This window comes from Acinetobacter sp. SwsAc4, from assembly GCF_013391535.1.
GTDB lineage: Bacteria > Pseudomonadota > Gammaproteobacteria > Pseudomonadales > Moraxellaceae > Acinetobacter.
Window position 1 is genome coordinate 75,908 of sequence record NZ_JACAXC010000002.1, and the last position, 24,076, is coordinate 99,983.

Consider the following 24,076-nt stretch of genomic DNA (forward strand, 5'->3'; position numbering starts at 1 on the left):
TGTATACAAGATTGGATTCTTGTTTATTTTATTTAATAAATATTAAAATAAAACAATAGTTTAAATTATTGGCATAAAAATTGAATAACTCCACTCAGTAAAAATCAAAAGATCAATCTGTGGAGAACAAAGATGCAAAACAAATTAATGTCAATGTCCGTTCTTATGGCAGCGATGATGGGGGTAGGACTGGTCGGTTGTTCAAAACCAGCCGAAAAAACAGAACAAACAAAAACTGAAACGAAAGCGGCACCTGCTGCAAATGGCGATACGATTAAGGTGGGGATTTTACATTCACTCTCTGGCACGATGGCAATTTCTGAGACCTCTCTGAAAGATACTGCATTGATGACCATTAATGAAATCAATGCCAATGGCGGGGTGATGGGTAAAAAACTCGAACCTGTCATTGTTGACCCAGCATCAGATTGGCCGCTATTTGCTGAAAAAGCACGTCAGTTAATCACTCAGGACAAAGTTGCCGTTATTTTCGGTTGCTGGACGTCAGTGTCACGTAAGTCAGTTCTTCCAGTGGTTGAAGAGTTAAATGGTTTATTGTTCTATCCAGTGCAATATGAAGGTCAGGAACAGTCTAAAAATATTTTCTATACAGGTGCAGCACCGAATCAGCAAGCCATTCCTGCGGTGGAATATTTAATGGGTGATGAGGGGGGTAAAGCACAACGTTTTGTTTTACTCGGTACAGATTACGTCTACCCACGCACCACCAATAAAATCCTGCGTGCTTTCCTGAAGTCTAAAGGTGTTGCCGATGCAGACATCATGGAAGAGTACACACCGTTTGGTCATAGCAACTATCAAACCATCGTTTCCAATATCAAGAAATTCTCCGCAGGTAAAAAGACTGCGGTGATCTCCACCATCAATGGCGATTCCAATGTTCCTTTCTATCGTGAGTTAGGCAACCAAGGTATTAAAGCTGCTGATATTCCAGTGATGGCTTTCTCAGTTGGCGAAGAAGAATTACGTGGAATTGATACCAAACCATTGGTGGGTCATTTAGCGGCATGGAACTATTTCATGTCAGTTAAAAATCCGAAAAACACCGAGTTTGTGAACAAATTCAAGCAATATGCGGTGGAGTACAAACTTCCAAATGCCGATAAAGTTGTGACCAACGATCCGATGGAAGCGACTTATGTTGGTATCAATATGTGGAAACAAGCGGTTGAAAAAGCAGGTACAACGGACGTTGATAAAGTTCGTGATGCGATGGCGGGTCAAACTTTTGCTGCGCCATCAGGTTATACCCTCAAAATGGATGAAACCAATCACCATTTACATAAACCTGTGATGATCGGACAGATCCGTGGTGATGGTCAATTTGATGTGGTTTATAAAACGCCTCAAACCATCAAAGCTGAGCCTTGGAGCCCATATATTCCTAAATAATTGTCCCATGCAACCTGCTGTTTTGGCAGCAGGTTTTTCTTAGTTTTATTTCTGATTGATTTAAATAGAAAATATAAGGGGGAGTCTTATGGCGAAACACTATGTTTTGGCAATGCTCTGCATCATGGCACAGATCATGTTTAATCCTGCATGGGCAGAAGTTACCTCACCAACAACCGTGACGTCTACAACTTCTCAAGATGCCATCCAAACTTTTGTTAAATCTGACTTTGCTACTCGTCGTGCTATGTTGAATCAATGGCCAGCCAGTATTGAACAACTGGATCAGTTGGTGGCATATATTGATCAAAATGAGTTATATACCGATAGTTCAGGTCATACTTACATTTTAAAAAACGATGAAAAATTATTAAGTTATCCGCAATTGCAAGCCATCGACACTTGGCCCTCAGATTTATCTCAAGTGACGCTGGTCAATACTTTACGTAAGGCACTGAACTTTGGACAAGCCAAAGTTAAATTGAATTCAGACGATGCATCACAACGTTTAGCTGCGGTGGACATTTTAGAAAATAATTTAGATGAGCTCGATGTAGCAACGATCAAACAACTCTATCTCAATGAAAAAAGTGAAGCGGTTAAAGCACGTTTGGCACAACTGAAAGCACGTTTAGATTTTAATAGTTCAGATGAATTCACCAAGATCGAAGCAGTAAAAGTTTTGGCGGATTCAAATCGTCCCGATGTATTCGCATTGATTAACCAAAGCTTAGAACAACCACAAAATAATCCCGCATTGAAAGCAGCTTTAGTTGAAGCACAAAATAAAATTAAAACGCGTATTCAAATCAGTGAATGGTCAGGGCATGTATTTTCGGGTCTCAGTACTGCCAGTATTTTACTTTTAGCAGCGCTTGGTCTTGCAATCACCTATGGTTTGCTTGGTGTCATCAATATGGCACATGGTGAACTCATCATGATCGGTGCTTATACCACTTACGTTATTCAAAGTTTTTTTAAAACGCACTTTGCAGGCTTAGTCGATTGGTATTTATTGGCTGCGATTCCTGCTGCATTTCTGGTGAGTGCGCTGATCGGCATGTTGATTGAACGTACTGTGATTCGTCCGCTTTATGGTCGCCAATTGGAAACATTATTGGCAACTTTTGGTGTGAGTTTAATCTTGATGCAATCGGTTCGGATGATCTTTGGCGCACAGAATGTTGAAGTGTCGAATGTCGCATGGCTCAGTGGTGGTATTGCCCTGACGCCAAGCCTGATGTTGCCATATAACCGTATTGCGATTATTGGTTTTACTGTGGCGGTCTTACTGCTTCTAGTTTTCTTATTAAACAAAACCCGTTTCGGATTATTTGTTCGTGCTGTGACACAAAACCGTCAAATGGCGCGTGCCGTGGGCATTCGATCTGCACGTATCGATATGCTGGCATTTGGCTTAGGTTCAGGCTTGGCTGGATTGGCAGGTTGTGCGCTGGCACAAGTGGGTAATGTCGGTCCTGATCTTGGACAAAACTACATCATCGATGCTTTCCTTGTTGTTGTCGTCGGTGGTGTGGGCCAAGTGTGGGGTGCAGTACTTGCAGCCTTAGGTTTAGGGATTAGCGGTACAGTTCTAGAGATTGGTTTAGGTGCGGTTTTAGCAAAAATTATTCTCTTGGTTCTTGTGATTTTGTTTATCCAAAAGCGTCCACAAGGTTTGTTTGCCATCAAAGGTCGTTTCGTGGAGTAAGCCAATGAAAATCACTTCTTTATTTGCAGATAAACCGTATAGCGCAATTGCGATTGCCATTTGTTTTGCCGTGTTATTGAGCTTACCTTGGTTACATCTGTTATCCCCTGATTCAGCATTTTATCTGTCAGCGTATTGGATTACGTTAATTGGCAAAATCATGTGCTTGGCTTTGGTCGCATTGGCACTGGATTTAGTGTGGGGTTATGCAGGGATTTTAAGCTTGGGGCACGGTTTGTATTTCGCCCTCGGTGGTTACGCCTTTGGCATGTACTTGATGCGCGAATCCGCAGGCGATGGTTTACCGGATTTCATGCGTTTCCTCAGTTGGACAGAACTCCCTTGGTATTGGGTGGGGACTGAGCATTTTGCTTGGGCGATGATCTTGGTTTTATTTGTGCCTGCCTTAGTTGCGTTTATTTTTGGTTTCTTTGCTTTCCGCTCAAAAATCAAGGGTGTGTATTTCTCAATTATTACCCAAGCCATGACCTTTGCAGCGGCACTCTTGTTCTTCCGCAATGAGACAGGTTTTGGTGGAAATAATGGCTTCACGGGTTTTAAAACCTTACTTGGTTTTGATATCACCTCAGCGCCGATGCGTGCCACTTTATGTTTTGTCACTGCTTTGGTGTTAATGCTGTGTTTTATCGGCTTACGTCAACTTATGAATCGTCCTTATGGTCGAGTGCTTGGCGCGATTCGTGACAGTGAAAACCGTTTGCAATATTTGGGCTATCGCACACTGTGGTACAAGCTTTCAGCATGGGTGCTATCGGCAGTGATTGCAGGTATCGCAGGGGCGTTGTATGTGCCACAGGTTGGTATTATCAACCCAAGTGAAATGAATCCAGTCAATTCGATTGAAATGGCAGTGTGGGTTGCAGCAGGGGGGCGTGGCACCTTGATTGGGGCGATTTTAGGTGCAGGTTTGATTAATGCAGTGAAAACTTATTTCACTGTGGCTGCGCCCGAAGCGTGGTTACTGATCTTAGGTGCGCTATTTATCGTAGTGACGATTTTCTTACCTAAAGGCGTGATTGGTTTATTTGATCGTTTTAAAAAGGAGAGCAATTAAATGAGTGATTTATTCATAGACTCAGCTCAACATGGCGGTCAACTTGGTGAGGGCTATGGTCGTGCCAAAACCCAAGGTGCAGATTTTAGTCACGGGATTGCTTTGTATTTAGAAAAAGTCAGTGTCTGGTTTGATTCGTTTCGTGCGTTAAATGATTTATCACTGTACATCGCTGAGAGTGAATTACGCTGCATCATTGGACCAAATGGTGCGGGGAAAACCACATTAATGGACGTGATCACAGGTAAAACTCGTCCGACTACTGGCACAGCATTTTTTGGACAAAACTATGATCTTGCCAAAATGGGCACAGAGGAAATTGCGGAAGCTGGGATTGGGCGCAAATTTCAGAAACCAACGGTATTTGAAAATTTTACAGTCATGGAGAATTTACTACTCGCTGCACCACGCGATAAGCGAGTGAAAAAGAGCTTGTTTAGCCGACTTGATCCAGAAGCACAATTGGCATTGGATGAAAGTTTAGAGCAAATCCGTTTAAAGGAATTTGTAAAAAAGCCCGCAGGATTATTGTCCCATGGTCAAAAGCAGTGGTTAGAAATCGGCATGCTATTGATGCAACGTCCGAAGCTGATTTTATTGGATGAGCCTGTGGCAGGAATGACCGATGCAGAAACAGAACGGACGGCTGAACTGTGTTTGGAATTGAAAAAAAATCATACGCTTGTGGTGGTAGAACATGACATGAGTTTTATTGACACCATTAGTGAGAAAGTTACGGTATTGGCGCAAGGCGCAATTTTGGCAGAGGGCACATTGGCAGAGGTACAAGCCAATGAAGATGTGATTGAAAAGTATTTGGGACGCTAGGAGACTGCCATGTTAGAAGTGAAAGAAGTTAACCAGTTTTATGGTGGTAGTCATATTCTGCGTGACGTGTCTTTTCAAGCGCCTGTAGGGAAATGCAGCGTCGTTTTAGGGCGTAATGGCGTAGGTAAAACCACGTTGCTGAAATGCTTGATGGGGATTTTACCGATTAAATCAGGACAAATTTTGTTAGACGGCAAAGATATTGCCAAGATGTCGCCTGAGCAACGAGTACGTGCAGGATTGGCCTATGTACCGCAAGGACGAGATATTTTTTCAACCTTGACGGTAGAGGAAAACATCCTGATTGGCATGGCAAAATTTTCAGGCGCAAAAAACCGAAAAGTACCGAGTCATCTCTACGAAATTTTTCCTGTCTTGGATGAAATGAAGCATCGCCGTGGTGGAGATTTGTCAGGTGGTCAGCAACAGCAGCTTGCGATTGCTCGAGCGTTGGCTTCTGAGCCGAGTGTCTTGATTTTGGATGAGCCAACTGAGGGGATTCAGCCGTCAATCATTAAAGATATTGGTCGGGTCATTCGTAAATTAGCAGATCAAGGGGAAATGGCGATCGTTTTAGTTGAGCAGTTTTATGATTTTGCTGAAGAGCTTGCAGATAACTATACGGTGATGGCGCGTGGACAAGTGATCGCGCAAGGACAGGGGGGCGATATGCCTGAAAAGGGGATAAGGGAGTTGGTGGCGATTTAGTATCGACCCTATATCTCATTTTACTATTTAGAAACTAGATATTAAAAAAATGATTATCTTTCGGAGTCATACCTAGTAGTCTTCTAATTTTTAAATACGCCTTCCGCTGGAGTTACTTTGGTTTTGCCCAAAGTAACCAAAGGCATTGTCATTCACAAAACCTGTTCAATTCTTGGATTTTTTCTATTGTTTCGCAGAAACAATATCTTTCAAAGATTACGCAGGTTGTGAATGACGTTTCCGAGACTCATAAGTTTTCTTAAATTTTTTGTTGAGTTTGAGGGTAAAGATCATTTATTTACCTTCAACCTTATAGAACGTGCCGCCCGCATAGACGTTATGCCCAAAACCACATCCAGACTCGCCACTATTTTGTTTCACCTCAATTTTTTGACCATTATTTGTATCATTCGTAAATTGAAGCTTAATCTGGCAGTCCTCATAATGATAGTTGGCTTGCTTTGCAGTGATCGGCATTGTGGTATCAAACTCACCTAAATTGGGACCATAAATAAGACCACGAATGCCAAAATAATAACCTTCAAAATTAATTAGATATTTATTTTGTTGTTTCTTGACCGTGATGTAATCCCATTGTCCGAAACCATTGGCTCGGACATAAGTGCCTTGTAGGTCTTTCGTGATTTGCGGTTTAGGAAGCTGTTTTAAATTGTATAGACTGATTTTTGAATCTTCATCTCGTAAAAACCATACTCTTGCCCATTGTGGCTTGCCTAATTTTGCATAACTCAACCCGACATTATTATTGGCTATTTCAATCTCACGGTCAGTCACTTTAATACCGCTTTCTTCAGCATTCATTTGGCAGAAATGTGCCCATGCGGCTTGATCTTCAAATTGTTTCACTGCTTTGGCATATTGCTTTTGGTCGTAGAGCTTTTTCCCATTTAGAGCGTATTGTTTTACTTTGGCACAGCCTTGCTGTAATTCTTGCTCAAAAGACGTTTCTGCAAAACTAACGGTTGTTGCTGAAGCACATGTAATGATTAAAGCGAGTTGTGAAATTTTCATGTTTTAAATTATTTTGTAAATGAGATGTTTTTATTCTAACCAACTACATATGCATAGTAGAGATGAAATTGTTCTGTTTATGAACGACTCAATTGTAGCTGCATTAAAACTAAATCACGCCATTTGCCAAACTTTTGTCCCACTTGTGGCATATAGCCAGTTTGAATAAAACCCAGTTGTTGATGTAATACGATTGAACCGGTATTTTCGCTATCAATCGCAGCCACTATGACATGCATATGCTGTTGAGTCGCAAGATGAATCAGTTGTTGCATGAGGGCTTTACCTAAACCCTGACGAGCATAATTCGGATCAATAAAAACAGAATGCTCAATACTGTGTCGATAGCCTGTAATACTACGAAAGGCAGAGTAATAGGCATAACCCGCAATTTTTCTCAATGACTGATCTTCGACGACAATCATAGGAAATTGCTGTTGTTGCATCTCCTGAAAGCGCTGTTGATATTGCGCTAAAGTAACGGCTTGATCATTCCAGTTGGCTGTGCCCGTGATGATTTCATGATTATAAATAGCGAGAATCTGCTCAAGATCATCAGTAGTTGCAAAACGAATTTGATAAGAGTTTTGTAGTGTGTGCGTTGCAAGTATAAGATCGTGAGACATAACAAAATAAAAGAAAATTCATCTATTTCAATATGCGCGATCTAAAAAAAAACAGCAAGGAATTCCTTGCTGTTTTGATCAGTCAAAACCGTTTAGAAATGGTATTTCACTAAAGCACTGACATTATTTTCGTCGCTGCCTTTGATACCAAACTTGTTATTCCAAACAGAATGTTCTACGCCCAAATATAAACGTGTTTCAGGTGAAATGTGTTTACCTACATTCCATTTATATTGGGTTGTCCAGTTAAGTTCACTTGCATGGTCTTTTTCTGCTGTAGACCAGTCAAGGAAACCATCAACTAAGAAATCTTCGCTAGATACTTTAAATGGAACCGCATAAGCGATAGTCATTTGATAGTCATCTGCTGTATTTTCATTGTTTGCACGGTAGAAATTGACATTCGCATATTGGAAATAAGGAATTGCAAGATCGAAACCTACGCCGTATAAGAAGTTATCAAAACTAGAAAAGTCATCATTGTTACTTTCCCAAGTCGTTGAGATCAACACATCTTTAATCGGACCAAAAGCAAGTTTCTGACCTGAAACCTCACCCAAGCTCAAGCGTGGAGAAAGCTCGAAATAAGTGCTTTTATGATCGTCGCTACCACGCATACGATCCATAAAGAAGAACACATCGGCATATTTTACTTTTGCCGCATATTCAACTGTTAAAGTCGTTTGTTTTTCATCAACCACTTCGTAGTTTTCGCCGTATAAACCCGTTAGGCTGAAATCCTGCCAAATTGGTTTCGCTTGAGCGAAAACTGCTGTAGATAAAAATAAAGATGTAGCCGCAAGTTGCTTCAATTGCATTTAAAAAATCTCCCCCACAAAAGGCGTGTAAAGCATACAAGTTATGAAGCAAAAATAAAGCCAAATTTGACCAAATGCTCAAAAGAATTGTATACGGTAAAAGGTCTGCCAAAGATAAGATTCGGTAAGAGAATCTTTTTGATCAAGTTTTAATAAAAATGTCAAAAATCAGCTTGCATATTTGTTATGAAAGTCAGATATTGGAGTTATAGAAGATCTTCTTAACTACTGAAAAGCAACAGATGCGAAGCAAGGAGACCACAAGCATTTACATAATCAGAATATACAACTGCACTGAATGAATGCATGCTCAAAGTGTGCCAGATAACAAAGTTTTGTAGCACCGTCTCAATAGAAAAGAGAGGAAGATATTTATGAATATTGAAATCCGTACAGATAAAAACATTCAAGGTAGCGAACGTTTAATTAGTTATGTCCGTGCAGAACTTACGCAAGAATTTCAACGCTATAGCGAGCGTATTACACATTTTTCGGTTCATATTAGTGATGAGAATGGGGAGAAAACGGGCGATCATGACAAACGTTGTATGATCGAAGCTCGTCCAGCGGGTATGAAGCCACTTGCCGTGACTCATAAAGCTGCAAATATTGATGCATCTATTCATGGTGCGATTGATAAGCTAAAACGTAGTTTGGAACATTTATATGAGAAAAAAGAACATCATCGTGGTGGTTTACCAGAATATGTTGACGTCGATGACGATGTAAAAGTTGATGATGAAGCGTAAAGATAAATGCGAAAAAAAGTCCAGTTTTGGGCTTTTTTTTTGTGTATATCAAATTTATACATGATTTTTAGGTTGTTTTATAAAATCCTGTCGGGATATTCGGCATAATAGAAACATTAAATATATTGTGAGAATTGGTCATGTTAAGCAATCAGCAGCAGGCCTTGGTGCAAGCCATACAACAACTCGATTTAGACCAAGTGCAAGCATTACTTGCTGAAGGACTTGACCCAAACTTTATTGATCCAGAACAAGGACCACCTGTTTCAGTTCTTTGTGATGGTTTGTTTGCGTGGTGGGAAAAAATTTGTGAGGCTTATGAAGCTGGCAAGCCATTGAGTGAAGATGAAAAACAACAAGAACTTCACGTTTATCTTGCTATTTTAGACGCATTAATTCAAGCGAAGGCCAATCTTCATTTATGGGATGCGGAAGAGTTTTATGGTCCGCTTTGGGATGCTGCAAGTTCAGCATGCGCACCTGTGGTTCAACGCTTACTCGATGAAAAAGTCGATCCAAACACAAGAGATGAAGAGGGTCTCACTATTTTGTCATCCATTAGCCAGTTATTCTTTGACTGCGATTTTGATGAAATTGACTGGTCAGAATCTTTGGTAGAAGAGCGTGAAACACTCGAATTATTACGCAAACATGGCGCGAAAATGTCAAAAGAGCTAACGGCATAAGTCTAGCCAACAAGATATAAAGGGGAGAACAATGAAAAAGTTTCAAGTATTAGGCTTGGTTGCTGCATCAATCATGACAACAGCAACATTTGCAGCAGAATTTTCTTTTGACCGTCCTCGTGCAGGGATCGGAACAGGGATTACACCTGTTGGTCAACTTGCTTGGGAACAGGGCTTACCAACAGTAAGTTATCAAGAACAAAATATTGAAGGTGTAAAAGATAAAACTCTAACCCTAAATGGCGATATGTTGTTGCGTACAGGTTTAGCAAATGGTCTAGAACTGCAATTGGGTTGGCAAGGTCAAGTATGGCAACAACACAAGCGAGCTGGATTTAAAACTGAAACTGATGGTTTAGGCGATGTCAGTATTGGTTTAAAGAAAGCGATTGATCTGAAAGATGATCGTTTATCGATGGCGGTGTTAGCAGAAGCGATTATTGCGACTGGCAATGATGAATTCACGAATCAAGATGATATTTATAGCCTCACTTCAGCAGTTGCGTATAAGTTCAGCGATTTGGTGGGTACATCAATTACCATGCGTTATGAAGCACAAAATAGTGATTGGGCCGTGACTGCAATTCCAACCATTGATTATAAAATTGCGGGTAAATTATCTGGTTTTTCAGAGTTTGTTTATCGTAAAGCAGAAAGCCAAGACTATGAATATGGTTTAGGGACAGGTTTGGTCTATAGCTTAAATGATCGAGCTCAACTTGATGCCAGTATAGGTGTGGATTTGAATGGCGATCAAAAAAGCTATAACGGTGGTTTAGGTTTATCTGTTTTATTCTAGTCAAAATCTCCGCTAACTTTTGAAATCCTTCTGCAGGCAGAATGAGGTCTTAAGTTATCGGGAGAGTTACAGTGAGATGAACATGAAAATGTCTGTTCAGGGTGGGTACATTAGCCAATTAATGCGCTACTTTTTGGCTACTTTATTGTTGTTATGTACGTCTTTGGTTTACGCTCAAGACAATCTATCAGCACCATTACTGACTCCTGAACAGGCATTTGCATTTTCAGTTGAATCGACCAAAACCAATCAAGCGCGGTTACACTGGACCATTCAGCCTAATTATTATCTCTATCAACATAAATTTGAGGTTCAACAAGGCAATCAACCTGTTACGTTGAAATTACCCAAAGCAATTGAACAGTACGATGAAAACTATGGTCATAGCCAAGTTTATTATCAGCAAGCAGAGTTTGAGATTAGCACTCAAGCATCTCAACATTATCGTGTTACATGGCAGGGTTGTGCCAAAGACCGTATTTGCTATCCACCTCAAAATATTGAATTTCAAACCGATGCTGATGGGTTGGTTAGTGTCGAAAATGTCAGTTCTAATTCACAAAAACGTTTTTTAGATGTTGCTCGTTCTGCGAATAGCTTAAATGCTCAGACCGCGGAGAGGGATGAACTTACAACTGAAAAATCTAATGATGTAAAGCTGAATAATTCAACCAATATGGCGCAAGACCAACAGTGGTCAAGCACATTGGCACAGCACTCTCTTGCTTATAGCTTGTTATTATTTCTAGGGTTAGGAATTTTATTGGCATTTACGCCGTGTTCTTTACCAATGTTGCCGATTTTGACCTCATTGATTGTTCGTGAACATAAAGGCGTTAAAGCGTGGACGATTGCACTTACTTTTGTATTTAGTATGGCAATGGTCTATGCCGTATTGGGTTTAATTGCCTCTGTGGCAGGGCTAAATTTCCAACGATGGTTACAGCAACCTGCGACATTAGTTGCATTTAGTCTATTGTTCGTTGTATTCGCTTTAAATCTGTTTGGTTTATTTGAATTGAAACTGCCACAGAAATGGGTGAATCGCCTCGACCAAATGCAGTCAGTGCAACAAGGTGGGACTTTGCTTGGTGCAAGTATCATGGGCATGATCTCAGCATTGTTAGTCGGTCCGTGTATGACTGCACCTTTAGCGGGTACATTACTCTTTATTTCACAAACGCAAAATCAGTGGCAAGGTGCTCTACTATTATTCACCTTGGGATTTGGTATGGGTATTCCATTACTGCTTGCCAGTGTTCTAGGTGCAAAGGCACTACCGAAAGCAGGGGAATGGATGCATCAAATTAAGGTTATTTTTGCCTTTTTGATGTTGGCGTTAAGTATTTATTTTATCCGTCCGTTATTACCTGAATTAGCGATTCAAATACTTAGTCTTGTATTGGGCATGGCATTTATTGGTTTCGCGATATATCGTCTGTTTGTGAAGAAAGGGCAATTACAGTGGTTATATGCATTGTTGCTGATGATCTCAGTTCCATTTTTAGCTTTTAACCAATATCAACATATTCAAAATTTAAGCGCAGTTCAGGCAGATAAATTAGCAGAGTGGCATGTGGCGCAAACCGCCGATGAATTTCAGCAAATTCTGGCAAATGCACCCAAAGATCGACAGATTGTCATTGATGTCTATGCCGACTGGTGTGTGGCTTGTCAGCCGATTGAGCATCGAATTTTAAAGGATGTAGAGGTGCAGCAAGCTTTAGCACCTTATTATCTGATTAAACTGGATTTAAGCCATTATGATGCCTCACATCAGGCACTGCTCAATCAATGGGATATTTTAGGGCCACCAACCTATTTATTTTTAGATTCGCAACAACAAGAAATCCGTGCATTACGTTTAACTGGTGCATTTAAGAAAAGTGAGCTATTACAACAACTCACACAATTAAAAGAGAAATCACCATGAGCTATCAATTATTTATAGGGAATAAAAACTATTCGACATGGTCAATGCGTCCGTGGATTTTATTAAAACAACTTGGCATTCCATTTCAGGAGCATTTAATTCAATTTGATAGTTTTGAACCTAATAGCCAATTTAAAACTGAGATTTTAAAATTGAATTCAACGGGCAAAGTCCCAACACTCATGCATGATGATTTGATTATTTGGGATAGCCTCGCGATTTGTGAATATATTGCTGAACAAAATCCTGAAAAGAATGTGCTACCTCAAGATAGAAAACAACGAGCCAGAGCACGATGCATTAGTGCAGAAATGCACAGTAGTTTTCAAAGTTTACGTAATTTGTGTCCAATGAATGTTGAGGCTGATTTGTCCCATATTGGACAACAGCTTTGGCTGGACAATGCCCAGCTTCGTGCAGATGTGGCGCGGATTGAACAAATTTGGTCTGAGCGTCCAGCTGAGGACAGCTTTTTATGTGGTGAGTTTAGCCTTGCCGATGCATTTTATGCGCCTGTGGCTATGCGTTTTGAATGTTATAAATTACCCATCTCTGCTTCTAGCCAAAGTTATATGCACAAGATATTGGCTTTAGCATCAGTTCAAGAGTGGATCGCAGAAGCCAAACAAGAACAGATGTTTGTACCCTTTGATGAGCCTTATCGTAATCATCGTGAAGAATATTTAAAAGACTAAACAACAGGTCAAAAATAAAGGCATCTTTGGATGCCTTTATTTTTGGATTAATTTAAGAAAAGTTAAGTAAAAATTTTGACTTGATTTCGACCAGATGCTTTTACCGCATACAATGCTTGATCTGCCTGACTAATAATTAAGTGAGGTTCATCGGCACTGAGTGTGCTACTGATGCCAAAACTGGCACTGATAGAAAACTCTTGGTGATCTTCTGAGGTAAATTTTAACTCACCAATCGCTAAGCGACAGCGCTCGGCCACACTATATGCCTGTGTAGTGGTAGTATTGGGTAACAGTAAAATAAATTCTTCGCCACCAAAACGACCAATCACATCTTGATCACGCACATTATTTGCCAAACATCTCGTGACCTGAATCAAGACCTGATCCCCCATACTATGCCCAAACTGGTCATTAATATTCTTAAAATGATCTAAATCGAGTAATACAATCGAGTAAAGTTGATTTGGTTGCTGATGTAAGCGCTCTAAGTGATTGCTAATACTGCGACGATTCATCACATTCGTGAGCGGATCTAAAAGACTGAGTACTTGAATAGCCGTTTCTCGAATTCGCCATTGTTTGAGCAGACTTTCAAATAGCAACAAACAAGCAATTAAAATTGGCAATAAGAAGAAAAACATACTGCCAACCCAAAAAGGATGCATTTGAGCTTGATTCAGGACTTCTAGCTTAAATATCGGTGCATATTGTAGGACACCATACATACTTAAAAAGTTGCAAAACAGCAGTGCGATTGTTGCTGGCACCAGTGCACAATAAATCATTTTGCGATCAAACAGAACCAGACCTACTCCCACAACACTGACATAGGCAACCATGGTTGCTGGACTAAAACTCCCAATCAGATAGCCTATATGACAGAGTAAAACAGTAACGACCTGTACGCTTAAAATCGGAATGATTTCTTGTACCCAAGATTTATCTTTATAAATAAAGCAGGGCATAATCAAACTTAAAAAGACAAAAAGCATGATTACATTGGTCCAAAGTTTAGATCGAACCAACGGTAAATTTACCCATTGCCATGTAAATGGATTCAGCAAGACAAAACTGTCCCAAATAATTCCAAATAGACTTATAAGTGAGGCTAAGATTAGCAACAAAATACATTTCTTTAACATGTTCCAATTAATTAATGGTTCATGTTCCCAGAACTGCGAGAAATTCCATTTTTCTCTGTCAACTAACCTCTTAAAATGAATCCTCATGATTGGCATGTTTCCTTATATGCAATGAGATTTCGTGGGAACTGTAGGATTGTCGTCAAAATATTGAAGAATAATAATTAAAATAACAATAACATCTTTAGAATGAGAAAAAAGTCTAGCCATCGGCTTTTTAATGCAAATTAGAACGGGAAAAATATTTTGAAAAAGAAGCAATGATCTAAATATTCAATCAAATTTATTTTATGATGACAAAATTAAATTAAGAATGACAATGGTCAGACATAGCTGACCATTTTTTTGGATAAAACTTAAAGGATTTAGTCACGGTCAAGCGAATGGGCGAAATCGGCAATATCCGCCAGTGCCTGTTTGGCTTCAGGAAACCATGCATTAAACATCTGGAAGTTATGCCACATGCCTGTGTACAGCTTGAATCGAACCTTGACACCTGCCTGTTCCGCCTTTTCCCTAAAGCGTTTTGAATCATCCAGTAAAATTTCTTTTGAGCCAACTTGCACCAGTGTTGGCGGTAAGCCTTTAAGATCATCAAATAGAGGTGAAACACGCGGATCATCCGCTTGTACACCATCTTTTAAGTAATGATTAATTCCTGCTTGTAAGGCTTCAATAGAGAGCAGAGCATCATGTTTTTGGTTAAAGCGTAATGATTCACTGGTGAGGGTTAGGTCTAAATAGGGTGACATTAAAATTAAACCGCTTGGCATGAGGTCAGGTTGTGCTTTTAACCGTAAGCACAATGCTAAAGCGAGATTGGCACCACAAGAATCCCCCGAAATAATAATATCTTTGGGTTGAATACCTTGTACTAATAGTGCTTGATAAACGTCAAAAATCGCATCAATTGCTTCAGGGAAAGCATGTTCAGGGGCTAAAGGATAATCCACATGAACCACTTGCATTTGCGTGCGCGCAGCAATATCAGTCATGAGGGCACGATGAGTATTTAAACTCCCCAAGAAAAAAGCGCCGCCATGAATATGAAAAATAAGTTGTGTGGCAGAAACTTGTGCTTTGATTTCTTCACCACGCACGCCTGCTAAGCGCAATGGTCGAATTTGTACTGTTGGATCTTGGGGGAATAGACGACAAAGTTGGTCTAATAAAGGTCGCAAAGCATTCGGGGCTAAATTAAACTGACTCGGCGTACGAATGGTCGCTTTTAGTAATGATTCAGTAAAATAATATTTCCAAACAGTACCAAATTTCATAATTTTTCCATATTGTTAGGTCAGTATATAACTAAGAGAATTTTGACTCGTGTGCCTTGCGCTGTCATTACAGCAATCTTTTGTTGTTGCTCAGGCTATACCCAATAGTCATAATCAAGAATTGCAATATTGATAGAAATTCTCAATACTCTTAATCTTGAAAAGACCCCTTAAGGATATTACAAAAATGAAGAAAATTGCTTTAGCATTTGGATTGCTCTGTTTAACAACTTTTGCCAATGCTGCAGATGCATTAAATGGCTCAGTATGGCAAACCATTGATGATGAAACAAAACAACCAAAAGCGATCGTGAAATTTACGGAGCTGAAGGATGGCACGCTTACCGCATCTATTCAAAAATATTTAGTTCCAGGCCAAGAGAATGCATGTTCAAAATGCGAAGGAACATTTCATAATAAGACATTAAAAGGGGTAACGATTGTTCATAGCCTTAAAAATGTTGGTGGCGTAAATTATGATGGTGGTTCGATTCTCGATCCTAAGACTGGCAAAACTTATAAATTGAAAGCTGAAATCATCGAAGGTGGTAAAAAGCTTAAATTACGCGGTTATATTGGTGTAGCGGCGCTTGGTCGTAACCAAACTTGGATTCGTGCCAACTAATTACACTTTAAGCGTAAAAAAAACCGAGTCCTGTGACTCGGTTTTTTATTTTATTTCTTTAATCGGAGAGGTTTTGATAAGTCGCTTCATCAAAGCCAATGACAAAGCCTTCAGGCGTTTGTAAAACGGGACGTTTAATCAAACTCGGCTGATCAATTAAAGTTTCAATCAAATTTTCCTGATTACTTGTTGCATGAGCCTGTTCTGCTTCGGTTAATTTACGCCAAGTCGTACCTTTTTTATTGAGAACCTTATCTGCGCCAATCTCTTTTAGCCAAATTGCTAAAGTGTCGGCATCAATCCCTTGTTTTTTATAATCATGAAATTCGTAAGAAATTCCTTTTGCTTGTAGTGCATCAAAGGCTTTTTTCATCGAATTACAATTTTTAATTCCATAAATTTTAAACATACTGAAAACCATAACAACACAATGAAAGATATGCGTTAAAGCCTAACTTAAAAGGCAGGGAATGTACCAGTTGAAAATTTTTATCAAGTGAATCGATGTTATGTATTAAGCGTAGATTAAATGACTAAATCTTTCTAATTTTTTGAACTAAATGGCTAAATACAAAGCAGAGGAAAAATATTTAATATCTAAAAAAGAGAAAACCCACATCTAATCATCCTGATCATGCGGGTCTCATTTCAACGTCCAATGTCTCATCCTTGCAAATAAACTTAATCTAAGTTTATTTTGTCTTCCTACGGCGTCCTATCCCTTTTTGGTCATCCTGACCGCTTCCCTGTGCCGTGGTGCTATAATGCCGTTACAGCTGGTAAATAAAAATACACAAAAAACGACATGATATGTAAGCTAAAGAGACGGGCAAAGTGAACATGTGTTCACTTATTCGTGTATTTTATAATCAATAATCACAGGTGCATGGTCACTAAACCATTGTTCTTTATACACCCAAGCATTTGCAGTGCGTGCTTTCCAATCAGGAGAGCAGGCTTGATAGTCGATACGCCAACCGACATTTTTCGCACGTGCTTGACCACGATTTGACCACCATGAATACAATTCAGCTTCTTTTCGTACCTCACGGAAGGTATCCACATAGCCAAGTTCATCATAAATATGGTCAAGCCATGCACGTTCATGCGGTAAACAGCCAGATGATTTCTGATTGCCTGACCAGTTTTTAATATCAATACGCTTATGCACGATATTGTAATCACCACACACGATGATCGATTTATTTTCATCTCGCCATTGTTTGAGTATTTGTGCGTATTCTTGAAGAAATAAATCTTTACGTGCTTGTGCTTCATCACCGCTTGAACCTGATGGTAAGTATAAGGAAGCAATATGAACAGGGTGTGACAGACCTAAATCGAATTCCGCTGTGATAAAGCGTCCTTGCGAATCCGCCAGTTCAAAACCTAAACCATTTTGTACAGAGACAAAGGGTAAGCGACTATAAATGGCTGTGCCTGCATAGCCCGCACGTTCAGCAGGGAACAGATGCGTATACCAACCTTCTGGTTTAAATTTATGCGTCCATTGTTCATGGGTAATGCGGCTTTCTTGCATACACACCACATCGGCATCAGACTGTTCTAACCAATCAAGCAGACCTTTGGTCACAGATGAACGTAGACCATTTACGTTAATTGAAACCACTCGAAGAATTTTTACATCACTTGGATAGCTATCCTTTGGTATCATACGTCTGTTTAACCTCAATTAAAGAATTTGGAGCACCTTATATGACAACGCCTGTGTCATTTCATCCGCAAGCTTTTATCGAACTCGCATTATCACGTGGTGTGCTTAAATTTGGTGAGTTTACCTTAAAATCAGGTCGTGTCAGTCCTTATTTCTTTAACGCAGGTTTGCTCAATGATGGCGAAGCGTTGTCTTTGTTAGCACAAGGTTATGCTGATAAATTGGTTCAGTGTGAAAACGTTGGTGTGATTTTTGGTCCTGCGTACAAAGGGATTCCTTTTGTTGCGGCGACTGCGGTGGCATTGTCTCAAGTGCATGGTAAGAGCGTTCCTTGGGGTTTTAACCGTAAAGAAGCTAAAGATCATGGTGAAGGTGGTGTGTTGGTTGGCGCATCGGTTGCTGGCCAGAAAGTCTGGATCATTGATGATGTGATCACTGCGGGGACTGCGATTCGTGAAGTTGTGACCATCTTAAAAAATGCAGGTGCGACGATTGCAGGGGTGTTGGTTGCATTAGATCGTCAAGAGCGTGGTCAAGGTGAGCTTTCAGCGATTCAGGAAGTACAAAAAGAACTCGAAATCCCTGTGCATGCTTTAATCACAATGAAAGATTTGATGGATTATTTGGATGCAAAAGGCGAGAAAGAAGCTTTAGCCAATATGCAGGCTTATCGTGAAAAATATGGCATCTAAATTTTAAGCGTAAGAGAAAAGGAAGCGAAAGCTTCCTTTTTTGTTGAGTTGAGCTAATAGATTATTGAAAATAATGATTAAAAAATAAGCGTGGAACGTGAAAAATCATAAAAAAAGCCCAAACGGGCTCGATTGGGCTATAAACTAGAAACTACAGTATTGATTTCTAAAGAAAATTATAACGCATTTCGTATAAGGTGTATTATGTTAAGTGTAGAAATATTTAAAAATTCCCCCTTCTAATCTTTAAAAAATAAAAAACAAATTTCTCATTACATCTCATTAAAATAATGATTGACTAATGATTTAAAAAAATTTATATTCCATATCAATTCTCATTATGCAAATGAGACAACTCATTACAAATTTTATGGAGATGAACATGGCTACAGACTTAATGATCACGTTAGATGAAAAAGTGTTAGCAGGGAGCTTAAATCAAGCTATCGAGCAGAATATTGATTTAAATACATACATCGAAAATGCTTTAAATAAGACTCTGCTTAAACCAATAGAGCCTAAAAAACCGTTGGCTCTAGATTCACTAATTAATCAAGCAATTCAAAATTCAGAAAAAAAAGCATCAGGTGCTGAGTTCCATATTAATGATGTTTGTTCTGATCAAATATGGGAGCAACTATCAAGTGGTGAACGTAAACGATTGGGTAGACTATTTCGTCAGGAAGTTGAATCTAGAAAAATTGCTACGTTTGTAAGACGCACTAGTGCGAATAAAGCGATCTATAAACGTCTCTAAAGTTAATATTCAAATTAGCTTTTGACACCATTTAACATAATGGCGGTTATGCACAATACATTTGTATATTAATATAAATATCAGATACTTAATAAAACAAGAAAAATCCAAAAATGCCCAAAAAGCCGATTTTGAAACAAGTCGGCTTTTTTATGAGCAGTTTTGATAGTTTTTGCCAACACTTTTGCTTAAAAAATGATCAAAACTAAGAATCACATACACTCTATAAGGCTTTCAGCCTAGACTCTAAATTTACCAACATGAAAGAGCTTCGTGTTCAACATCGAGGTAAACCACTGAGAGCTTTCAAGAAATCAGTCCTTAAATACTGCATAACTTCCTGTCTAACTTTTAGGGGTCAGATCAGGATGTCAGTTTTTTATTTTCACAGTTACTTTTTTAATTGCACAACTGTTTTAACATTATCGTTTTGATCGTAAGTAATTTGATAGGCAATATTATTGCCATCAAATCCTGACTCAACTGGAGTACCAATGATCTCCCAAAGTCCCAAAGTAGCAACATCAGCTACTCCATGAAACATCATACGCCCAAATTTTGCTGCCTTACCATAACCTTGTTTAAAAGAAAAAATATCGACAGTTTCATCACCATTCTTTACAGTTGAAACAGGAGCACCGAATTCAGCTAAAATCACAGCTCTCGGTACACCAACAGCAAGCATCTTAGTATCTTTTTTTTCAGGCTGTTTTGCAGCCATAAATACTGAACAGCCCGTGATATTAAACGTACCTACTATAAGTAACGTACAAAGACCTAATTTAGCAATTGGTTTCATATAAATCCCCCTAAAAACACACTAAGTAAGTTTATGCCGCGCAGTATATAGTGGATTTTTCATTTTTTAGTTATTTTTCAGAAAATATATATAAATCAAAATTATTTAACGCTCAATAATAAAATTACTCCTCTTGTTTCATATCAAAAAACAATGTGTTATGTCTTCTTAAATTAATTCTGTCACATTAAAATATTGCCTATTTTTAACATAAAATCTCTTATGCGAATCGCTTCTCCTCACACGTCTTGCATTCCAACATCACCCCTAACTTTTCCTTACGCCCTTGCTCAGTCAACACCCAAGGGCGATTTTGCCACGGTGGGTCATGGCGCACATGCTGACCATGACCACAGGCGAGGTCAGCAACCCAGTGGTTTTCTTCATCGAGGTGAAATCCAACAATAGCTTGCTGCATTTATTCACTCATGCTTTCGAGTTTAGAATCCTCCAAACCCTTTAAAAAACGATGACATAGATTATGAATTGCCACCAAATCATTCGGATCAACACCTAAAGAGCAGGCGAGTTTAAACGGAATTAAGGTAATTTCATCTTTTGCAGCAAGTGCTTTTTCAAGCAAGATCACCTTTTTCATACGCTCATCTTCTTTCACTGCAACGCGCTTTAAAAACTGTTTTTCTTCAAGTTTTTTAATAATTGGTGTCAGCGTGCCCGAATCAAAAAAGGTCTTTTGACCAATTTCAGACAGCGTCACATTGTCTTTTTCGTATAAAGCCAACAGCACAATAAATTGCGGATAGGTCAGGTCGTATTCCTGAAGCAATGGACGATATTGACGAATCATCGCATTGGTCGCGGAATACATTGCAAAACACACTTGATTATCCAAGTAAGAAAATTCAGTCATGCTTTGCTCCTCAACGTTATCTTTGCGAACTCACAGTATAGTTTGATTAATCGCAAAAGTATATTGCGCATAATTAACTTGCGCACAATATAATTGTGTGCAATATTAATTTGCATAGCTGAACAAATACACAAAGCTATTGGGCAAATAAGATTGATTGAATCAGAGCGAGATGTTGTATGACCACAATTTATGATTTTCAGGCTGAACTTTTAGAAGGCGAGCAAAAGAACTTTGCAGACTATCAAGGCAAGGTTTTATTGGTGGTGAACACGGCAAGCCAATGTGGCTTAACCCCACAATTTGAAGGACTTGAGAAGCTATATCAAGACTATCAACAACAAGGTTTGGTGATTTTAGGCTTTCCATGTAACCAGTTTGCTAACCAAGACCCATCAAGCAATGAAGAAATTGGCAACTTCTGTCAACGCAACTATGGTGTGTCATTTCCTATGTTTGCCAAAGTCGATGTGAATGGTTCAAATGCACATCCGATTTATAAATACCTCACCTCAGAAGCCAAAGGTATTTTAGGTAGTGAAAGCATCAAATGGAATTTCACCAAGTTTTTGATTAATCAAAATGGCGAAGTGATTAAACGTTATTCTCCAACGACCAAACCTGAAAAAATTGGCAAAGATATTCAAAAACTTTTGGCTTAATTCGACGCTGAAAGCGAATGTTGCACGAATTACTGGCGATGAAATCATTTGCCAGTAATTTTATAATTTTTATCACTCAGAAAATCGTCTATTTAAATAAATCGAATCTAGTGATTTGAATAAATTAGAATTTTTTAGATTTAATAATTACATAACTTGTTTAAACAACATCAACAAACTTCGCTATACTTTTGCCAAGATTAAAAATATGAGCGTTAAATTATGCGTGTACTTGTAGTGATGGATCCAATTGAAACGGTGAATCTTAAGAAAGATTCAACCATGGCAATGTTATGGGCGGCAAGCCGTCGCGGTCATGAATTGGGTTATGTATTACAACACGATTTATATATTGATCAGGGTAAAGCCTTTGGTTTGATTTCACCGCTTAAAGTCTTTGAAGATTACGATCATTATTATGAGTTGGGTGAGAAGCGCAAAGAGTCATTGGCGGATTACGATGTGGTGTTGATGCGTAAAGACCCACCGTTTGATATGAATTTTGTCTATACCACTTATATTTTGGAACAGGCTGAACGTGAAGGCGCGTGGATTATTAACAAACCACAATCGCTACGTGACTGTAATGAAAAGCTGTTCGCAACTCAATTCCCAGAGTTACAAGTACCGACTTTGGTGACGTCTCAACAAAGCCTAATTCGTGAATTCATCAAAGAACATGGCGATGTGATTGTGAAACCTTTGGATGGTATGGGTGGGATGGGGATTTTCCGTTTATACCAAGATGGGGTAAATATTGGTTCAACTCTGGAAATGCTCACCGAAATGGGCACATGTCCAATCATGGCACAACGTTATATTCCTGAAATTGTTGAAGGTGATAAGCGTATCTTGATGGTGAATGGTGAACCGATTCCATATTGTTTAGCGCGTATTCCGCAAAATGGTGAAGTACGAGGTAATTTGGCGGCAGGTGGTCTAGGTCAAGCACGTCCACTCACTGAAAATGACAAAATGATTGCGGCAAAAGTCGGTCCTTTCTTACGTGAAAAAGGTTTGGTTTTTGTGGGGCTTGATGTGATTGGTAATTATGTGACTGAAATAAATGTCACCAGTCCAACCTGTATTCGTGAGATTGATGCTCAGTTTGGTACCTCGATTGCAGATAATTTATTTGATGTGCTAGAAGCAGGGCGAAACAGCTAAGATTACGCCATTTTTTGACCAAACTGCCCGTTTGTATTTGGATTAAATTTATGTGCAAATGGGCATTTGGATATTGGTAGAACCTTGTTTTCAACAAAGAATTAAAAAAAGCTCAGCTTTCTGTTGTAAACAGGTGAAATTCGCTTTTCGTGAATGAAGCTTTAGGATTAGAATAACTTCCGAAAACAATAGACGATAACCTTCTTTTGAGTTGAAGAATTAGACCGTGACCAATTCGCTACAGAATAAACCTAAACATGTCATGATGATGGCCGCTGGCACAGGTGGACATGTTTTCCCTGCGCTTGCTGTTGCCAAACAACTGCAACAGGATGGCTGCCAAGTCTCTTGGCTAGCAACGCCTACGGGAATGGAAAATCGGTTACTCAAAGATCAAAATATTCCGATTTATCAAATTGATATTCAAGGCGTACGCGGTAATGGTATTTTACGTAAGCTGAGTGCGCCATTTAAAATTCTAAAAGCAACATTAAGCGCGATGCGCTATATGAAGCAATTAAACATTGATGCTGTGGCGGGTTTCGGTGGTTATGTCGCTGGACCAGGTGGTTTAGCAGCACGTTTACTCGGTATTCCTGTGTTAATCCATGAACAGAATGCGATTGCAGGATTTACCAACACCCAATTGGCGCGTATTGCCAAGACCGTGTGTCAGGCTTTTCCAAATACATTTGCAAACAGTGATAAAGTCGTGACCACAGGTAATCCTGTACGTGCTGAGATTACTGCAATTTTGAACCCATCATGGCGTTATCAAACCCGTGAGCAAGCACAATTACCACTGAATATTCTGATTGTTGGTGGTTCACTGGGTGCACAAGCACTGAATGAGCGTTTGCCTGAAGCTCTGAAAAAGGTCAATGTTCCATTGAATGTGTTTCATCAATGTGGCCAAAATCAGCAAGAGATTACGCGTGTGCGTTACCAAGGCGCGCCTTCGAGTTTGAATATTCAAGTTGAGCCCTTTATTCATGATATGGCAAAAGCCTACAGTGACGCTGATTTAATTATTTGCCGTGCTGGTGCTTTGACGGTGACAGAGGTTGCAACAGCAGGTTTAGCCGCAGTGTTTGTACCTTTGCCGATTGCCGTAGACGATCATCAAACTGCAAATGCGAAATTTTTAGCAAATGTCGGCGCTGCGAAAATTTGTCAACAAGCAGACATGACACCGGCTGTTTTAGATGAGTTGTTAGCCACATTATTAAATCGCCAACTACTGTCTGAAATGGCAATTAAAGCACGTCAACAAGCACAACCGAATGCAACTCAGCATGTGGTTGATCTGATTAAAAAATTGTAATTCGAGTTT

Annotated in this window: 26 protein-coding genes and 1 pseudogene; 17 read left to right on the forward strand and 10 right to left on the reverse strand. The window is 39.3% G+C overall.

Going from position 1 to position 24,076, the window contains the following annotated elements; all coding sequences use genetic code 11:
* Nucleotides 1–132 precede the first annotated feature (132 nt).
* From urtA to urtE, 5 genes are all read left to right on the forward strand, one after another.
* On the forward strand, nucleotides 133–1,413 hold the full coding sequence (urtA, locus tag HYG88_RS01695; protein ID WP_178882453.1) for an urea ABC transporter substrate-binding protein: 1,281 nt from the start codon (nucleotides 133–135) through the stop codon (nucleotides 1,411–1,413).
* A gap of 88 nt (nucleotides 1,414–1,501) precedes the next feature.
* Nucleotides 1,502–3,124 carry an urea ABC transporter permease subunit UrtB gene (gene urtB / locus HYG88_RS01700; RefSeq protein ID WP_178882454.1) on the forward strand — a complete coding sequence of 541 codons (1,623 nt, stop codon included), beginning with the start codon at nucleotides 1,502–1,504 and terminating at the stop codon, nucleotides 3,122–3,124.
* Nucleotides 3,125–3,128: 4 nt separating this feature from the next.
* Nucleotides 3,129–4,199 carry an urea ABC transporter permease subunit UrtC gene (gene urtC, locus HYG88_RS01705; protein ID WP_178882455.1) on the forward strand — a complete coding sequence of 357 codons (1,071 nt, stop codon included), beginning with the start codon at nucleotides 3,129–3,131 and terminating at the stop codon, nucleotides 4,197–4,199.
* A complete protein-coding gene (gene urtD, locus HYG88_RS01710; protein ID WP_178882456.1) occupies nucleotides 4,200–5,027 on the forward strand; it encodes an urea ABC transporter ATP-binding protein UrtD in 828 nt (275 codons plus the stop codon).
* A 9-nt stretch (nucleotides 5,028–5,036) separates the two neighbouring features.
* Entirely contained in the window at nucleotides 5,037–5,735 is a 699-nt protein-coding gene (gene urtE / locus HYG88_RS01715; protein WP_178882457.1) for an urea ABC transporter ATP-binding subunit UrtE, read from the forward strand.
* A gap of 294 nt (nucleotides 5,736–6,029) precedes the next feature.
* On the opposite strand, the gene HYG88_RS01720 is transcribed toward urtE, so the two are convergent.
* The 3 genes from HYG88_RS01720 to HYG88_RS01730 form a co-directional block, all read right to left on the reverse strand.
* Nucleotides 6,030–6,767: a hypothetical protein gene (locus HYG88_RS01720; RefSeq protein ID WP_004909982.1), complete on the reverse strand. Its 738-nt coding sequence runs from the start codon at nucleotides 6,765–6,767 to the stop codon at nucleotides 6,030–6,032.
* A 77-nt stretch (nucleotides 6,768–6,844) separates the two neighbouring features.
* Nucleotides 6,845–7,393 (reverse strand): GNAT family N-acetyltransferase, encoded by a 549-nt coding sequence (locus tag HYG88_RS01725; RefSeq protein ID WP_178882458.1) that lies wholly within the window; start codon nucleotides 7,391–7,393, stop codon nucleotides 6,845–6,847.
* Nucleotides 7,394–7,485: 92 nt separating this feature from the next.
* Nucleotides 7,486–8,211, reverse strand: a complete 726-nt coding sequence (locus tag HYG88_RS01730) for an outer membrane protein OmpK (protein ID WP_125272691.1) — start codon at nucleotides 8,209–8,211, stop codon at nucleotides 7,486–7,488.
* Nucleotides 8,212–8,585: 374 nt separating this feature from the next.
* Between HYG88_RS01730 and HYG88_RS01735 the strand changes: the two genes are divergently transcribed.
* From HYG88_RS01735 to HYG88_RS01755, 5 genes are all read left to right on the forward strand, one after another.
* A complete protein-coding gene (locus tag HYG88_RS01735) occupies nucleotides 8,586–8,960 on the forward strand; it encodes an HPF/RaiA family ribosome-associated protein (protein WP_004659842.1) in 375 nt (124 codons plus the stop codon).
* Nucleotides 8,961–9,100: 140 nt separating this feature from the next.
* Nucleotides 9,101–9,646, forward strand: coding sequence for an ankyrin repeat domain-containing protein (locus HYG88_RS01740; protein WP_178882459.1), 546 nt, complete (start codon nucleotides 9,101–9,103; stop codon nucleotides 9,644–9,646).
* 31 nt (nucleotides 9,647–9,677) lie between these two features.
* Nucleotides 9,678–10,445: a transporter gene (locus HYG88_RS01745; RefSeq protein ID WP_004659845.1), complete on the forward strand. Its 768-nt coding sequence runs from the start codon at nucleotides 9,678–9,680 to the stop codon at nucleotides 10,443–10,445.
* A gap of 82 nt (nucleotides 10,446–10,527) precedes the next feature.
* A complete protein-coding gene (gene dsbD / locus HYG88_RS01750; RefSeq protein ID WP_005156919.1) occupies nucleotides 10,528–12,378 on the forward strand; it encodes a protein-disulfide reductase DsbD in 1,851 nt (616 codons plus the stop codon).
* Nucleotides 12,375–13,073: a glutathione S-transferase family protein gene (locus HYG88_RS01755; protein WP_178882460.1), complete on the forward strand. Its 699-nt coding sequence runs from the start codon at nucleotides 12,375–12,377 to the stop codon at nucleotides 13,071–13,073. The genes dsbD and HYG88_RS01755 overlap by 4 nt, the downstream gene beginning before the upstream one ends.
* Before the next feature lie 62 nt (nucleotides 13,074–13,135).
* On the opposite strand, the gene HYG88_RS01760 is transcribed toward HYG88_RS01755, so the two are convergent.
* Nucleotides 13,136–14,305: a GGDEF domain-containing protein gene (locus tag HYG88_RS01760; protein WP_005156915.1), complete on the reverse strand. Its 1,170-nt coding sequence runs from the start codon at nucleotides 14,303–14,305 to the stop codon at nucleotides 13,136–13,138.
* A 278-nt stretch (nucleotides 14,306–14,583) separates the two neighbouring features.
* On the reverse strand, nucleotides 14,584–15,495 hold the full coding sequence (locus HYG88_RS01765; RefSeq protein ID WP_178882461.1) for an alpha/beta hydrolase: 912 nt from the start codon (nucleotides 15,493–15,495) through the stop codon (nucleotides 14,584–14,586).
* Between the two features lie 187 nt (nucleotides 15,496–15,682).
* Here HYG88_RS01765 and HYG88_RS01770 point away from each other — a divergent pair, with 187 nt between their 5' ends.
* Complete coding sequence (locus HYG88_RS01770; protein WP_087547556.1) at nucleotides 15,683–16,120, forward strand: DUF2147 domain-containing protein; 438 nt, start codon at nucleotides 15,683–15,685, stop codon at nucleotides 16,118–16,120.
* A gap of 58 nt (nucleotides 16,121–16,178) precedes the next feature.
* Here the strand turns inward: HYG88_RS01770 and HYG88_RS01775 are convergent, their stop codons facing one another.
* Complete coding sequence (locus HYG88_RS01775; RefSeq protein WP_178882462.1) at nucleotides 16,179–16,529, reverse strand: arsenate reductase; 351 nt, start codon at nucleotides 16,527–16,529, stop codon at nucleotides 16,179–16,181.
* Nucleotides 16,530–16,970: 441 nt separating this feature from the next.
* Nucleotides 16,971–17,795, reverse strand: coding sequence for an exodeoxyribonuclease III (locus HYG88_RS01780; RefSeq protein ID WP_178882463.1), 825 nt, complete (start codon nucleotides 17,793–17,795; stop codon nucleotides 16,971–16,973).
* A gap of 41 nt (nucleotides 17,796–17,836) precedes the next feature.
* Between HYG88_RS01780 and pyrE the strand changes: the two genes are divergently transcribed.
* The 3 genes and pseudogenes from pyrE to HYG88_RS01795 form a co-directional block, all read left to right on the forward strand.
* The gene (gene pyrE / locus HYG88_RS01785) at nucleotides 17,837–18,487 is read left to right on the forward strand and encodes an orotate phosphoribosyltransferase (RefSeq protein ID WP_061393106.1); all 651 of its coding nucleotides are present in this window, start codon (nucleotides 17,837–17,839) and stop codon (nucleotides 18,485–18,487) included.
* A 382-nt stretch (nucleotides 18,488–18,869) separates the two neighbouring features.
* The gene (locus tag HYG88_RS01790; RefSeq protein ID WP_005156891.1) at nucleotides 18,870–19,244 is read left to right on the forward strand and encodes a DUF1413 domain-containing protein; all 375 of its coding nucleotides are present in this window, start codon (nucleotides 18,870–18,872) and stop codon (nucleotides 19,242–19,244) included.
* 242 nt (nucleotides 19,245–19,486) lie between these two features.
* A pseudogene (locus HYG88_RS01795) lies at nucleotides 19,487–19,552 on the forward strand (type II toxin-antitoxin system RelE/ParE family toxin); the annotation flags it as partial.
* 83 nt (nucleotides 19,553–19,635) lie between these two features.
* Here the strand turns inward: HYG88_RS01795 and HYG88_RS01800 are convergent.
* The 3 genes from HYG88_RS01800 to HYG88_RS01810 all read right to left on the reverse strand — a co-directional run bounded on the left by HYG88_RS01800 (nucleotide 19,636) and on the right by HYG88_RS01810 (nucleotide 20,914).
* The gene (locus HYG88_RS01800) at nucleotides 19,636–20,043 is read right to left on the reverse strand and encodes a hypothetical protein (protein WP_005156886.1); all 408 of its coding nucleotides are present in this window, start codon (nucleotides 20,041–20,043) and stop codon (nucleotides 19,636–19,638) included.
* 220 nt (nucleotides 20,044–20,263) lie between these two features.
* Nucleotides 20,264–20,461, reverse strand: coding sequence for a DUF3565 domain-containing protein (locus tag HYG88_RS01805; protein ID WP_005156883.1), 198 nt, complete (start codon nucleotides 20,459–20,461; stop codon nucleotides 20,264–20,266).
* A complete protein-coding gene (locus HYG88_RS01810; RefSeq protein ID WP_005156881.1) occupies nucleotides 20,462–20,914 on the reverse strand; it encodes a MarR family winged helix-turn-helix transcriptional regulator in 453 nt (150 codons plus the stop codon).
* 179 nt (nucleotides 20,915–21,093) lie between these two features.
* On the opposite strand from HYG88_RS01810, the gene HYG88_RS01815 reads away from it, so the two are divergent.
* The 3 genes from HYG88_RS01815 to murG all read left to right on the forward strand — a co-directional run bounded on the left by HYG88_RS01815 (nucleotide 21,094) and on the right by murG (nucleotide 24,067).
* Nucleotides 21,094–21,576 (forward strand): glutathione peroxidase, encoded by a 483-nt coding sequence (locus tag HYG88_RS01815; protein WP_005156879.1) that lies wholly within the window; start codon nucleotides 21,094–21,096, stop codon nucleotides 21,574–21,576.
* Between the two features lie 222 nt (nucleotides 21,577–21,798).
* Nucleotides 21,799–22,743: a glutathione synthase gene (gshB, locus tag HYG88_RS01820; protein WP_087537057.1), complete on the forward strand. Its 945-nt coding sequence runs from the start codon at nucleotides 21,799–21,801 to the stop codon at nucleotides 22,741–22,743.
* A gap of 226 nt (nucleotides 22,744–22,969) precedes the next feature.
* Entirely contained in the window at nucleotides 22,970–24,067 is a 1,098-nt protein-coding gene (murG, locus tag HYG88_RS01825) for an undecaprenyldiphospho-muramoylpentapeptide beta-N-acetylglucosaminyltransferase (RefSeq protein WP_178882464.1), read from the forward strand.
* Nucleotides 24,068–24,076 lie beyond the last annotated feature (9 nt).